This is a genomic window from Mycolicibacterium insubricum (assembly GCF_010731615.1).
Taxonomy (GTDB): Bacteria; Actinomycetota; Actinomycetes; order Mycobacteriales; family Mycobacteriaceae; genus Mycobacterium; species Mycobacterium insubricum.
In genome coordinates this window covers 2,677,855-2,692,258 of sequence record NZ_AP022618.1, presented here as the reverse complement: position 1 = coordinate 2,692,258, position 14,404 = coordinate 2,677,855, and the positions used below count along the sequence as shown (strand labels likewise).

8 protein-coding genes are annotated in these 14,404 nt (G+C 65.6%); 4 read left to right on the top strand and 4 right to left on the bottom strand.

The features are described from left to right. Position 1: 1 nt before the first annotated feature. Entirely contained in the window at positions 2-1,429 is a 1,428-nt protein-coding gene (eccD, locus tag G6N16_RS12820; protein ID WP_234805878.1) for a type VII secretion integral membrane protein EccD, read from the bottom strand. A 248-nt stretch (positions 1,430-1,677) separates the two neighbouring features. Between eccD (G6N16_RS12820) and eccCa the strand changes: the two genes are divergently transcribed. The 3 genes from eccCa (at position 1,678) to mycP (ending at position 8,587) form a co-directional block, all read left to right on the top strand. Then, positions 1,678-5,664: a type VII secretion protein EccCa gene (gene eccCa / locus G6N16_RS12815; RefSeq protein WP_083031383.1), complete on the top strand. Its 3,987-nt coding sequence runs from the start codon at positions 1,678-1,680 to the stop codon at positions 5,662-5,664. Next, positions 5,661-7,154, top strand: a complete 1,494-nt coding sequence (gene eccD, locus G6N16_RS12810; protein WP_083031384.1) for a type VII secretion integral membrane protein EccD — start codon at positions 5,661-5,663, stop codon at positions 7,152-7,154. The genes eccCa and eccD (G6N16_RS12810) overlap by 4 nt, the downstream gene beginning before the upstream one ends. A gap of 65 nt (positions 7,155-7,219) precedes the next feature. Beyond that, a complete protein-coding gene (gene mycP / locus G6N16_RS12805) occupies positions 7,220-8,587 on the top strand; it encodes a type VII secretion-associated serine protease mycosin (protein ID WP_083031385.1) in 1,368 nt (455 codons plus the stop codon). Between the two features lie 77 nt (positions 8,588-8,664). Here mycP and G6N16_RS12800 read toward each other — a convergent pair whose 3' ends face one another. The 3 genes from G6N16_RS12800 to G6N16_RS12790 all read right to left on the bottom strand — a co-directional run bounded on the left by G6N16_RS12800 (position 8,665) and on the right by G6N16_RS12790 (position 10,603). Next, on the bottom strand, positions 8,665-9,081 hold the full coding sequence (locus G6N16_RS12800; protein WP_133052940.1) for a hypothetical protein: 417 nt from the start codon (positions 9,079-9,081) through the stop codon (positions 8,665-8,667). Next, a complete protein-coding gene (locus tag G6N16_RS12795) occupies positions 9,078-10,256 on the bottom strand; it encodes a hypothetical protein (protein ID WP_133052941.1) in 1,179 nt (392 codons plus the stop codon). The genes G6N16_RS12800 and G6N16_RS12795 overlap by 4 nt, the downstream gene beginning before the upstream one ends. A gap of 86 nt (positions 10,257-10,342) precedes the next feature. Next, complete coding sequence (locus G6N16_RS12790) at positions 10,343-10,603, bottom strand: hypothetical protein (RefSeq protein WP_083031386.1); 261 nt, start codon at positions 10,601-10,603, stop codon at positions 10,343-10,345. A 258-nt stretch (positions 10,604-10,861) separates the two neighbouring features. Here G6N16_RS12790 and G6N16_RS12785 point away from each other — a divergent pair, with 258 nt between their 5' ends. Continuing rightward, positions 10,862-14,395, top strand: coding sequence for a nucleotide-binding protein (locus tag G6N16_RS12785; protein WP_235674070.1), 3,534 nt, complete (start codon positions 10,862-10,864; stop codon positions 14,393-14,395). The last annotated feature ends 9 nt before the right edge of the window (positions 14,396-14,404 follow it).

The window sequence follows — 14,404 nt, the reverse complement described above, 5'->3', positions numbered from 1 at the left end:
GTCAGATCCGCAGTTCCCGGAAGAACGCGTAGAGGCGCACAATCCAGAAACACAGCGGGAAGACCATCGCGATGGCGAGATACTCCAGGAGCTCGACCTGGCGGCGCATCACCGGCGAGAACTCCAGTCGCGGCGCGACGATGCCGCAGGCGATGATCAGCGCGATAAGGCCGACCAGCGCCAGCGCGGCGTCGACCTGCCCGTCGCGCACCCGCAGTCCGTTGCTGACGATCATCGTCAAGGCGATGACGAGTCCGGCCCCGATCAGCGTGGCGGACTGGATGAGGTCGTGGTGGCTGCGGCCGCGCAGGCAGAGCACCGTCGCTACGGCGACCGAGAACGCCGTGCCCTGCCAGTAGAACCCGCCGGCGCCGCCGACACACAGGTAGCAGCCCACCGCCGCGGTGATGGCGGCTGCCACCAGCATGCCGGTGAGATACGCGTTGGCCCGCCGAAGCCTGCCGATCATCCCCTCTTCGGTGGGGATGATCTGCTTGCCGATGGCGTTGACGCCCTCGACGGTGGTCCCGCCCTGGGTTTCGATGTCGTCCAGGGGCTCACCGGCGGTGGGCACCCGAGGGATCGGTAGCTTCGACAGCGCGATGGTGACCCGAGGTGACACGTAGATGACGACGACGGCCAAGGTCGCCACCGCCGCGCCGATGGTCCGTTGCGGAAGGTGCCAGAGCAGTTGGGCCGAAGTGCTGGCACCGCCGAGCGCCGACAGGGTGATCACCGTGGTGTGCAATGCCCGACCGTTGCCGGTGATCAGCAGCATCACCAATGAGGACAACGCTGTCAGCCCGAAGGCCATCGGCAGCGCTTTGGCGCCGAATCCTTCCGGAATCACATAGAGCGGACCGCCGAACAGCAGCGGGGTGGCAACCACCGACACCCATTGCGGCCGCGTGGTTCCACCGGAACGCAGCGCCAGCACACACGCGACGATCACCCCGAATACGCCGAGGCCCAGCGTTGTGCCGGCCAGAACCAGGTCACCGGCATGGCTCGGCAGCAACAGCGCCGCGGCTGTCGCCACCGCCAGCCCGGTCACCAGGTACCCGATCATCCGCTGGTTGTCGACGAACCACGTCATCCAGGCCACATTCGCCCGGTCCGGAGCCACCTCGACATCCTCGACGTCGTCGAACAGCAGGGGGCTGAACGGTTCACCGATCTCCCGGATCGACAGCAACTCGCCGTCGCTGACGTTCGCCTCGGCCAGCGACCTGCTCGGATCGATCGGATCGGCGCCCAGGCGCCCCAGGGTCCACTTGTCCTCGGCCGTGTCGAATTGGCTGCCGGCCAACTCCGGATGGGCGCTGATCTGGTCATTGGCGATGTCGATGACGTCGTCGATGAAGTTGGCGATGCTGACGTTCGGCGGCAAACCGACGTCGATGCGCAGTGTGCCCACCACCAGCGTCATCCGGCTAAGCTCCGGTTCGGCCTCGGATTCTGCTTCAAGGTCCGACAGAGATGGCGGTAGAGTCAACGCGGCGGCCTCCTCCGGCTGTGTTGTTCCCGCTCGCTGACGTCTTCGCGCCCGCTGACGATGTTTCGCCTGCTGACAATACCCAGGGAAGCCGCAAGTGACCGTCGCAGACTGGGTTAGGTGAATTGATTTAGGTGAGCAGCCAGCCATTCTCGCGTCGGCAGCGGATTTCGCCGCCCCGCATGCCCGGAGGCGAGGTCAACCTCCAACCCCCGCCGGAAGTGCCCCGCGTCATCCCGGGCAATCTGCTGATGAAGCTGATGCCGTTCGTGATGATCGTCGCGGTGGTCGGGATGATCGCGCTGATGGTGACCGTCGGCGGGCGCGACATGACCAAGAATCCGATGTTCCTGATCTTCCCGATGATGATGATCATGTCGATGGCCGGCATGTTCATGGGCGGCGGCCAGCGGCAGGGCAAGGCGGCCGCGGAGCTCAACGAGGAACGCAAGGACTACTTCAGCTACCTGGCGAACCTTCGCGACGACGCCGACACCACCGGTGACGAACAGCGCACCGCCCTGGAGTGGAGCCACCCGGACCCACGGGCGCTGGCCGACGTGGTCGGGTCGCCCCGTATGTGGGAGCGCCGGCCCAGCGACAGCGACTTCTGCCACGTGCGGGTGGGGGTGGGCACCCAACGGCTGGCCACCCGGCTGCTGGCACCCGAGACCGGCCCGCCCGAAGACCTGGAGCCGGTTTCCACCGTGGCGCTCCGACGCTACGTCAAGACCCACTCGGTTGTTCATGCGCTCCCGACGGCGCTGAACCTACGTGCGTTCCCGGTCATCTCCTTCGAGGGCGACCGCAAGCTGGCTCAGCAGCTGGTGCGTTCCATGCTGCTGGAACTGTGCACTTTCCACGGACCCGATCACGTCCAGGTGGCCGTCGTCACCGCCAACCCCGACGGCGAGAACTGGAGTTGGGTCAAGTGGCTGCCGCACGCCCAGCACCCGACCGCCAGGGACGGGATGGGGCCTATGCGGATGGTCTATCCCACCCTGGAGTTGCTGGAACGTTCGCTGGCCGACGACCTGGCTCAACGGGGCCGGTTTTCGCGCAACTCCGACCTTCCGCAAGGACTCAAACGGTTGGTCGTCGTGCTCGACGACGGCTACATCACCGGCACCGAGCGGCTGGTCACCGATGCCGGCCTCGACGGCGTGACGGTACTTCAGCTCAACGGTGCGCCCGAAGGCGCCGTGGCCCGCCGAGCGTTCCAACTCGTCGTCGAGGGGGACGACGTGGGCGCGCGCACGGCAGTCGGCGTCGAACGCTTCGCGACCCCGGACCGGATCACCGTCGCCGAGGCGGAGGCCACCGCGCGACGCATCGGCCGGTACCGACTCGGCAACGCCGCGCACATCGTCAGCCTGGAGTCCGATACCCGCGCCGAAGACCCCGGTCTGATGAACCTGCTGAAGATCTCCGATGCCGCGGAAATCGTCCCCGAACAGGTATGGCGCCGGCGCACGCCACGTGAACGCCTGCGCGTTCCGATTGGCTACACCCCCAACGGCCTGCCGCTGGAGATCGACATCAAGGAGTCCGCCGAGGCCGGTATGGGCCCGCACGGGCTCTGCATCGGCGCGACCGGATCCGGAAAGTCCGAATTCCTGCGGACGCTGGTGCTTTCCATGATCACCTCGCACTCCCCCGATCAACTCAACCTGGTGCTAGTCGACTTCAAGGGTGGTGCAAGCTTTCTCGGCCTCGAGGGTGTGCCGCACATCGCCGCGATCATCACCAACCTGGAAGACGAGCTGATCTACGTCGACCGCATGCGCGACGCCCTGGCGGGCGAGCTGAACCGCCGACAGGAGCTGCTGCGCAAGGCCGGCAACTTCCCGAACGTCACCGAATACGAGCGCGCCCGGGCCAACGGCGCCGACCTGGACCCGCTGCCGGCGCTGTTCGTCATCGTCGACGAGTTCTCCGAATTGCTTTCCCAGAAACCGGACTTCGCGGAGCTATTCGTGATGATCGGCCGACTCGGCCGATCGCTGCACGTGCACCTCCTGCTGGCCTCACAACGACTCGAAGAGGGCAAGTTGCGGGGCCTGGACTCCCACCTGTCGTACCGGATCGGCCTCAAGACCTTCTCCGCCGGAGAGTCACGCAGCGTGCTCGGCGTTCCCGACGCCTATCACCTGCCGAGCGTTCCCGGGTCGGCGTTCCTCAAATGCGATGCCTCCGAACCGATCCGGTTCAACACCTGCTACGTCTCGGGCGAGTATGTGCGGCCGCGGCGCTCGGCGCAGACCGGCAGGGTGACGAAACTCAGCGGCGCGCTGGCGCCGAAGCTGTTCACCGCCAGTCCGGTGAAGAAGGACGACCCACCACCGTTGCCGGCGCCTACGGAGATTCTCGAGCCGGAAACTCCGGACCTGCCGGCGTCTCCGACCAAGGTCACCCTGCTCGACATGGTGGTGTCGCGGTTGCGCGGGCACGGCCGGCCGGCCCACGAAGTCTGGTTGCCGCCGCTGGAGGAGAGCCCCGCGGTCAACGAGTTGCTGCCGGTGTCCAAGTGGGACGCTCCGGAGAACCAGAACGGCCGCCTGTGGATGCCGATGGGTCTGATCGACCGGCCCTACGACCAGCGTCAGGACGTGCTGGCGGTGGATCTGTCCGGCGCCCAGGGCAACATGGCCGTCGTCGGCGGCCCACAGTCGGGCAAGTCGACCGCGTTGCGCACGTTGATCATGGCCGCTGCCGCGACCCACACCCCCGAGCAGATCCAGTTCTTCTGCCTGGATTTCGGCGGCGGCACGCTGATCAGCCTGGCCAACCTGCCACACGTCGGCGGGGTATCGGGCCGTATGGACGCCGACGGCATCCGCCGTACCGTGGCCGAGGTTTCCGGGGTGTTGCGCTCCCGCGAACTGCTTTTCCGCGATCTGGGCATCGAGTCGATGCGGGACTTCCGGCAGCGCAAGGCACACCTGGCCACGCTGCCGCCGGAGGTCGCGGCCCAGGACCCGCTCAGCCAGGACAAGTTCGGTGACCTTTTCCTGGTCATCGACGGCTGGGCATCGATCCGCAGCGATTTCGAGATGCTGGAGCCCACGCTGCAGGCGCTGGCGATTCAGGGCCTGTCCTACGGTGTGCACCTGGTGATCTCGGCAACCCGCTGGTTCGAGATCCGGGCTGCGGTCAAGGACATGCTGGGCACCCGCATCGAACTGCGGCTCGGCGATCCACTCGACTCCGACGTGGGCCGAAAGTTCGCCGAGCTGGTCCCGGTGGGCCGCCCGGGTCGCGGTATGACCGCCGAGCGCCTGCACCTTCTGGTGGCATTGCCGCGGCTGGACTCGAGCTCCGACGTGGAGAGCCTGCCGACCGGGGTGGCCGCTTCCGTGGAGGCGGTGCGCGCGCGGTATGGCAACCGTCAGGCCCAGCGGGTGCGAATGTTGCCGCACAGCGTCGACCGCGAGTCCGTCCTGCGGGCCGCCCGGGCGATCGGACCACTGAGCAAATCCCGCATCGCGATCGGCATCAACGAGGAGGACCTGCAGCCGACCGTCATCGATTTCGATGCCCAACCGCACCTGGTCGCGTTCGCGGATATCGAGTGCGGAAAGTCGGGCCTGCTGCGCAATATCGCCGCCGGCATCATGGAGAACGCCACCCCGGACGAGGCGAAGATCATCCTCGTCGATTTCCGGCGTTCGTTGCTCGGTGTGGTCGACGACGAGTACCTGGGTGGATACGCGACCGCGTCCCAGTCCTGCGGGGAGCTGATGGGCCAGCTGGCTGCCCTGCTCAAAGACCGGCTGCCTCCCAGCGACATCACGCAGCAACAGCTGAAGGAACGGTCCTGGTGGTCCGGACCGGATCTGTTCGTGATGATCGACGACTACGACCTGATCTCCGGCAGCTCGCTGAACCATCCGCTCGGCCCCCTGGTCGAATACCTGCCGCAGGCACGCGACATCGGCTTGCGAGTCATCGTGACCCGCCGCAGCGGCGGAGCGGGACGGGCCATGATGGACCAGTTCATCGGGCGCCTGCGCGACATGTCGTGCAACGCGTTGGTGATGAGCGGCTCCCGCGAAGAAGGAGCACTGTTCGGACACAAGGCTTCCCAGATGCCGCCTGGCAGAGGAATGCTGGTCTCACGCACGATGAAAAGCGGTGTGATCCAACTGTCTAAGATGCCTGACCTGTGAACGACATCGACGCCTCCGACGTACAGGTGATCTCTGCCGAACCCGAGCGCATTCGTGTCTCGGTCTTCGGTGGCCGCACTCAGCTGGACATCCGCCTGCCCGTCGACCTTCCGGTATCCAGCTTCATTCCGGATCTGGCGAAGCTGGTCCGTTCGCGCGACGTTCCACTCGACGAGGATCCGCGCGTCAAGGAAGAGCGCCGTACGTTCTGGGTGCTCAGCCGATTCGACAACGCCACCGTCATCCGGCCTGAACAGACGCTGCGCGAGGCCGGGGTGGTCAACGGGGAATTACTCCGGCTGACGTCGAACCGTGCCTTGTCTCCGCCGACGCTCTACGACGACGTCGTCGATGCGGCAGCCCGGCTGAACAAGGCGGCTTACGCCGAGTGGGATTCGGGTTCGGCGCGGTGGATGGCGTTTGTGGGCGTGAACCTGGGCGCGTTTGCCCTGGCGTTCCTGCTGATTCAGCCCATGCCGACGATCCAGTGGGCAGTCATGGCCGGGCTCGGTCTGATGGCCCTGGTGGGGCTGACCACTTTTGCCGCCGTCGCCCATCGAAGCTTCGGCCTCGATGATGTCGCCATGGCGTTGGGCGCTGCGACGATCCCGGTCGCCGCGGTGCTAGTTGGTGTGCCGCTGGGTCACCTCGGCACCTTCGGGCTCGCCGGTGCGTGCGCGGCGCTGTTGCTGGTCAACTACGTGGTCTACCGCCTGATCGGGACGGGTCATTGGCCATTTCTGGCCACTTCGCTGTTCGCCGGGCTATGCGGCGTGGCAATACTTGTACACGCGGTCGGCGTCCGCACCGACATCGTCTGCCTGGTGCTGGCGATCGTGACCGTTCTCCTGTGCGGGGCCGTGCCACGGCTGACCGCCGGGCGTGAGCACTTCGAAACACCGGTCGCCCCCGGTACGGAACCCACCGATGAATGGAGCCTGGACAACCCGTTTCCCGCAACAGAGTCGCCAAAGCCCCTGGACGACACCAACTCCGGTACCAACATGCCCACCGCCGAAGAGGTGTGGGCGCGGGTGCGATCGGCGACGCTGACGAGGTCGGCGCTGCTGTTCGGGTTCGCGGTAACTGCGGTGGCGGCGTGTGTGGTGCTGCTGCGCGACGCCGACCGAGTGGACTGGGCGGTGGCTGCTTTCACCCTCAACTGCGCGGTTGTGCTCGGGTTGCGCAGCCGCTACTTCAGATCGTGGGGGGAGCGAATCGCACCGGCCCTGCCGGCGATCGCCCTGGTGATCACAATCGCCACGATGGCGCAATCGGGCCGCTTCCCGATTCCGGTCGCCGCCGTGTCACTGCTGTTGGTGATCGCTGTCGGTGCCGTCGTATTGGGACTGGCGGCGCGATCAGGCCGTGTCCCCAGCAACCGGCGAACGAACACCCTGGCCTATCTGGATTACCTGGCCGTTGGTGCGCTCGTCCCGTTGGCACTGTGGGTGCTCGACGTCTACCGGCACCTGGGTCCGTGGTGGTGACAGTGCCTCGACGGCTCGCCGCCGTCGCTGCCGTGTGGGCGATTGTTGCGAGCTTCTCGCCGCCGATGGCGGTCGCGATTCCCCCGCCGGTCGTCGAGCCCGGTCCACCGCCCAGCGGACCGGTCGGCCCGACGGAACCCACCGAGCAGAAGGCAGTTTGCGGAATTGCAACGGGAGTGCTGCCGCACACCGACTTCGCCGTACAAACCGCCGCCGAAGCCATGCTCGACTACACCAGCGCCTGGAAGTTCTCCCGCGGCGCCGGCCAGAAGGTGGCCGTGATCGACACCGGGGTCAATCCGCATCCGCGGTTGCCCTCGCTGGAGGCCGGGGGCGACTACGTCTCGAACACCGACGGGTTGCAGGACTGCGACGCTCACGGGACCCTGGTCGCCGGGATCATCGCCGGATCTCCCAGCCCGTATGACATGTTTTCCGGGGTGGCTCCCGAGGCCACGATCCTATCCATCCGGCAGAACAGCGCGGTCTTCGGAATCGCCGGTTCCGGCGGCACTCAGCACAACGACCCGAATGCCGTGTCGACCGGATACGGCAACACCGTCACGTTGGCCTACGCGATCACCCGAGCCGTCCAGTTGGGTGCGACCGTCATCAACCTGTCGATGGCCGCCTGCACACCGGTGCGAGCGGCGCCCGAGGACGGGGCGCTCGGCCGAGCCGTGCGCTACGCGTTCGAACAGAACGTTGTCGTGGTGGCTGCCGCCGGTAATCTCAGCAAACAGGGCAGTTTGTGTTCGGTACAGAACGAGATGACCGACCCGAATCTGCCCCTGGAGAGAGCCTGGGACACCGTCAAGACCATCGCGAGCCCGGCCTGGTTCGACAAGTATGTGCTCGCCGTCGGCGCCGTCACCCCGGATGCGTTGCCCGCAGATTTCAGCCTGCACGGACCATGGATCGCGGTTGCGGCACCCGGTGAGCGGATCACCTCCCTCGACTCCAACGGTCCCGGCCTGATCAACGCGGAACCGGACCAGCAGGGTGCCCTCTCCCCCATCAACGGCACCAGTTTCGCCGCACCGTTCGTCTCGGGGCTGGCAGCGCTCATCCGGTCCCGTGACCCCTCGCTGAACGCGCGCCAGGTGATGGACCTCATCAAGCGATCTGCCCGCACCCCCGGATCGGGGCCCAATTCCGCGACCGGTTGGGGAGTCATCGATCCCACTGCTGCGCTGTCCTACGTCCTGCCTCCGCCCAACGAACTACCGAATGTGATGGCCGGCAAGCCGATTCCCGGCCGACCCGCCGTCGTCGACACTGGCAGGCACGCCCGGCTGATCATCTTCGCGGTGGCCGCGGGCAGCCTGGTTCTGATGGGTGTGGCCCTCGCCTTGTCCGTCGCCCGGCGACGCCGGACGCCGGATTCGGAGGGCCTCGACGATGACGCCGACCGCGTCGATCTACTTCGATAACCCGTATCTCGACGGTGAATCGCTAGTGTTCCCCAAGCCGATAGCTGTCAGTTCGGGCGGCTGAAACCGGACTCAAATCATGCCTGCTCTTCTTTTTCGAATTGTCGGGCAACCCGCTCACCACGCTCCGTCAAGCTCAGCCACACACGGAAGATCGACGCCTGGGTGTCGGTACTCGGATCAACGCGGAGTTCACGTACCCGCTGCATACATTCATCAATCGGAACCTCCCATGCCCGGAGCTGGCCAGTTGCAGTAACGGAGTCACCGACCTCCATCAGACCGTCTTCCAGCAGTGACCGAACAGCACGATAAGCAAGTTCCAATCCGCCACCCGCGGTGGACCCGTACTCGGAACACACGTCCTCGACCTGTATCAACGGAACCCAGTCGTACAGGCCGCTTACCAGCAGTTTCCTGCGAACTGACTCGAGAGGCCCCTGAGCATTCGCCGCACCGTCATCCATTGCATCTGTCCCTGTTCGCTCGATCACGGAATGGATCCATCGAATCCTTCTTCATCTGGAATCCCGTCGCCGATGACCGGCAACTCAGGTTGCCCAGCTAGTCTTCCAGGCTCAACGAAGTGCGGCGTGACGTTGTCTATGCCTGGTCCTCCCAGGAAGATACCGCGGAGCCCGATCTTCGGTTCCACCCCCTCGGATAGCCCTGCCTTGGGAGCCGCCTCCGTTTCTGCTGGTTCAGACTGTGACGGTTCGGTCTCGGATGTACCGGACTGGGGCGACTTCGTCTCGGCAGGCGCTGGCCGGGCTGGTTCAGGAATCTGAGCAACGCCACCCCTATCTGGATTGACATGAACCTTGTTGTAGCCCTCTCCAGGGACATTGATGTCCAACGTGGCACCGTTGGTCGTGTTTCCGACGACTCGTCGGCCTACGCGAGTACCGTCGGGCAGTGTTATCTCCGCGCCTTTCGATGGGTCGCCATAAGGATTTTGAACTGGCGTTCCGTGCTCCTTGAGCCAGTTCCAAACTTTGTCGAGTTCCTCGAGTGAACGAACCTCGCGAATCTCCACCGAATTCCCCTTGGGCAACTTATTCAAGACGCTCACAACGTCCTTGCCCGTGGGTGTCGGGTCAGGCGGCGGAGTCGGCACTTGAGGGTCTAACTTAATCCGGTTGTCGACGAGCTGGATGGTTCCATCGTTACTCTCGCCGTTGAACCGAGCGCCTGTCAGTTCGTGGGCCTTGGCCTGTAGTTGTTCTGTGGTCGAGGTTTCGGCGCGGGCGTATTGTTCGGCGCGCCAGCGGATGTAGTCGGCGTGTTCAGTGGCTGTGGTCTTGCGTGCGGTCGCGTTGTCGGGATCGAATCCGGTGTCACGCACCGTCAGGTCCTCATCGACGCTGAACCCGTCGTCCTCCGCTTCGGCGATGGCGTCAACGACCTTGCCTGCCAGCAGGTGCCGTGTCGCACTGGCTTCCCGGGCGATCGCCGCCGCCTCTCGCGCGATGTCGCATTGCCAGGCTACCACCGAGATATCGGCGCTCACCCGCTCAACAGCAGCGTCTTTCGTCTCACCCTTCCACACGGTGCCCGAAGGGGAATCGATGTTGCTGCGGTGAATGGTCCAGACGTCTTCGGAGTCGTCGGCGAACTGCACCCACCGCACTGCGGCGTCATCGAGGTCGGAGGTGTCGACGGTTTCCACCTGCGAACGCGCCGGCAGGCCCGTCTCCGCCGTTGGTGAGGAGCCCGCAGATGGTGCCGGGGATCCGCTGACTGCCGCCACGGCAATTACACGCTACGCAGCTGACCCGGGGCCGACGGGCCGTCGGTGAGGTCGAAGCAGTTCGCGGCCGTCACAACCTTGTCGGCATGTCCCGACATCCGTCGCGACTGGCGGGCACGCGCCGAGGTCACCGCGGAATCAAACGCCGCGATACCCGGGTGGGACGAGCCCACCCCGGCCGGAGTGGCCAGCGCCTCGGCGTCACTGCGACTGCGCAATCCGGCCGACCGAAGACCGTCGATAGACAGTGCCAGAACCTGTGCCAATTGCCACCCCTCCCAGAAATCGGAAGCGTAAACACCCAACCTGGAAAGAACCTGGGAGTCATTTCGTCGTCGTTCGCCGCTGGCGGGAACGGCGCTCAACGGCGACCACACGAGCGGTGACTTCCAACCTCGGTGGATCGAGGGCGGATTAGTGTCGGCGAGACCTGGATAACCATGGCAAGCTCGGATTGGGAACTCATACTCACCAGTACGTACCATGGCTACTGCCGCAATTCCGCGACTGGGAAAGGGGGGACGTTGTCGAAGAAGAAGCCTGCCGTCGAGCCGGACGAGGCCCTGCTGGCACGTCCGCCCTGGCTACCACCGGAAAAGGAACGACGCTGGCCGTTGCCCGCTCGTGGCAAACAGAAAAAGAAGCAGCAGAGCGACTCGGGGCCAGGCAGGCGTAGCCGATCGTCGAAGGTCGAGGACAGCTCGTCGCCCAATGACTCGGACGAGGTAGCCGAGGATCTGGCGGATGAGAGCTACCTGGAGCTTGTCGATCCGGATATCGACGAGAACGAACCCTTCGATGAACAGTTCGAGGATGACTTCGATGAGCCGTTCGTGGAAGGCATGGAACCGCAGGCGCTAGCTGAGATGGTCCCTGCGCCGTCGCTGGCTGATGTCGACGACGTGGAGCTGATGCAATCGTCCCAGGACTCGTGGCACGGTCACTTCGACGAGCCCGAGGACACCCTCTACGACGTCGCTGACGCCACCGGTACGGAGGTCGTCGGCGATGTCCCTGGAGAGGGCGTGGCGCAGCCGCCACTCGATCAGCACGACGACCTGTACCCCAATGCATCCGACACCTCGCCGGCCGGACCGCGCGACTCGCAGCGCGAGCTCGTTGAGTCCATCGACGATTCCGAAGGCGTCATCGACGTCTCGCCCAGCCGTGCGCGACACCGCGCCCCGGAGAATCACTTAGCGTGGAGCCCTACCCCACCGCCGGAGCTCGCGGCCTGGTTGGAGTCGGACAGGCCCTGGCTGGAATCCGCATCTGTGCAGTCAGATACCTCTCGGGAACCGGAGGCATTGCAGGTGACCGATGAACCCAACTGGGATGACGCTCCCCCGGAGCCGGCCATTCCGGCCGAATCCGTATCTCCCGACCGCATGGCATTCGAAGATCACGACGCCACTGCCGATGAGCCGACCGAATCGGGCGACCTCACGGCGATTGCCGTTGTCGATGAAGACCTCTGGCAACCCATCGTCGGTGACGGCGACCAGCAGGTAGCCGACCCCGGTGCCGATGTCGAGTGGGACCAGGTCGACGAGCGAGGGGCGGACGGCACCTTCGATATCGATCCGACCGTGGAGACCTTCGAGACCCAACCGCCGGCCGACACATTCGAGATCGAGCCATCAGCCGAGACCTTCATGGCCGAGCCGCTGGTGGAGACCTTCGAGACCGAGGCCGTTGTGGAGACCTTCGAGCCCGAGGCAGTGGTGGAGGCCGAAGAGGCGGCCGCCGCTCCGCTTGAGCCGATCGAGCCGGCACCGACCGAACCCGAAGCAATCGAGCCCGAAGCGGAGGCCGCCGCCCCCGAGCTCGATGAGATCGAACGACGCGCAGCCGCGTTGTTGGCCGCCGTCGGGGCGCTCCCAGAAACCCCCGACGACGATCAGCCAATCGGTGACGAAGACGATCCGCAGCCCGAAATGGCTGACCCCGAGGAAGAACCACACGCTGAAGCGGCAGAGCCTCCAATCACCACCGAACCGGAGCCAGTCTGGCAACCCCCGGTGCCGATAATGCAGCCCAATCCGGACGAACCCGTCGTGGCGCCCGAACCCGCAGCAGTCTGGCAACCGCCTACGCCGCTCCCTCAGCCTGAACCCGAGGACGCCTTCGACCAGGCCCCCGAGCCTCAGCCCACCGCCGAAACCCCGGCCGAAGCTTCCCCGACATCCGCCGGGGAACCCGACGAGATCGAACGGCGCGCAGCGGCTCTCCTGGCGCGTATGGAGGCCAAGAGGGCCGAGCTCGATGCCTCGGAGCCAGACGCCGATCCGACGGACGTTCCAGAACCCGCCATCGAAGAGCCGGCCTATGCGGCAGCGGTGGACGAGCAAACCGTCGTCGTCGGTCACCTGGAACCCAACTACCTGGAGCCCGCAGAGACCACTGAAACGACTTCCGACCTCACCGATGTTGCCGTGGAAGATGAATTCCCGGTGGCACCTGCCGAGCCCTCCCCGGAGAGCACCGATTACGGCATCGCGGAGTCGGAGTCTCCGTGGGGGGATCAGCGACTAGACGAGTCGCTGCCCGAAGTGCCTCCCCTCGGGGAGAATGCCCCCACCGCCGGAGATGCCGCAGAGGGCTTCGGTGATGCGACCGCGCCGCCGCCTCATCGGGCAGCTGCACGCAAGCTTGCACTGCCCCCCTGGCAGCTACCGGGCGCGGCGGCATCAGTGGAATACGAGCGTTTCGGGCCCGATGAGTCGGTCTCCGATGACAGGTCCCTGTTCTCCGGACGTTTTGAGCGCGCCGCCGCCGAGGACGTGGTGCAGCCTCCATTGACGTCAGAGTCGGTTTCGGGCGACCAGGATCAAAACCTGACCGATGCTCCGCCGATACCTGCACCTCAGATGCGGCCCGGACCGCCCCTCCCGGCGGGCTGGCCGCCCCGGCTGCCGTCGGGACGTCCGCTGCCGCCCCCGCCGCCGGGGTGGCGGCCACCGCCACCCCCTCCCGGCTGGGTTGCCGGCCAAGCACCGGCGCCGCAGGCGACACCACAACAGGCCGCACCGCAGCAGCCCGCACCACAACCGGCGGCTCCAGTCGAACCGGCTCCGAGACACGCCGCACCACCAAATTTCCGTCAGCCCCAGGCGTTCCGGGTGCCGCCCCCACTCGATGATGCCGAGTTGGCCGATCCGCGTCTGAACGCACCCCAAATCGGTTGGCGCCGTACGGTACACAAGGCCACCGGTGGCCACGTGAATCTTGGTCCGTCACGGCGCGAGCGCTTGCGCAAGGAGATCCAGGAACAGATCCGGCAGCCGATCGTCGGCGACTTCCGTATTGCGGTGCTCTCCATCAAGGGCGGCGTCGGAAAGACCACGACCACACTAGGCCTGGGCTCGGCGCTGGCGATGGTTCGCCATGATCGCGTAATTGCCGTGGATGCGAACCCCGACCGCGGTACTCTGGCCGAACGTGTCCGAGACGTCTCGACCCGGTCGACGGTGCGGGATCTATTGTCGGACCCCAATATCCACAGTTACGCCGATGTCCGGAACCACACGCTGATGGCCTCCAGCCGACTCGAGGTGCTCGCCAGCGAGCAGGAGCCGGCCGTCTCGGAGGTGTTCGGAGACGCCGACTACCGGCAGACCATCGACATCCTGCGCCACTACTACAACATCATCCTCACGGACTGCGGTACCGGCATCATGCACTCAGCGATGTCCGGGATCCTCGACCTGGCGCACACCATCGTCTTGGTCAGCGCACCGGCCATGGATGCGGCACGTAGCGCTTCGGCGACCTTGGATTGGCTTATGCAGCACGGACATTCGGGCTTGGTCCGCGACGCGCACGTGGTGTTCAGCGCATCACGCCCAGGTTCGGCGAACCTGAAGATCGATAAGCTCTACGAGCACTTCGAGACCCGCTGCCGGTCGGTTCACATGATCCCCTTCGACCCTCACCTTTCCGAGGGCGCCGACGTCGATTTCGGGTTACTCAACCAGGCGACCATGGACGCCTACCTCGACCTGGCTGCGTCGGTGTCGGAGGATTTCGGTCGCCTCCGAGGAGCAGCACGGTCCTGAACTCTGCTC

Bases quoted from the DNA above. Each gene is read 5' to 3' on its own strand.
- mycP (WP_083031385.1), top strand. From the start codon at position 7,220: ATGGCGGTCGCGATTCCCCCGCCGGTCGTCGAGCCCGGTCCACCGCCC.
- eccD (WP_234805878.1), bottom strand. From the start codon at position 1,429: ATGACGCTGGTGGTGGGCACACTGCGCATCGACGTCGGTTTGCCGCCG.
- eccCa (WP_083031383.1), top strand. From the start codon at position 1,678: ATGCCCGGAGGCGAGGTCAACCTCCAACCCCCGCCGGAAGTGCCCCGC.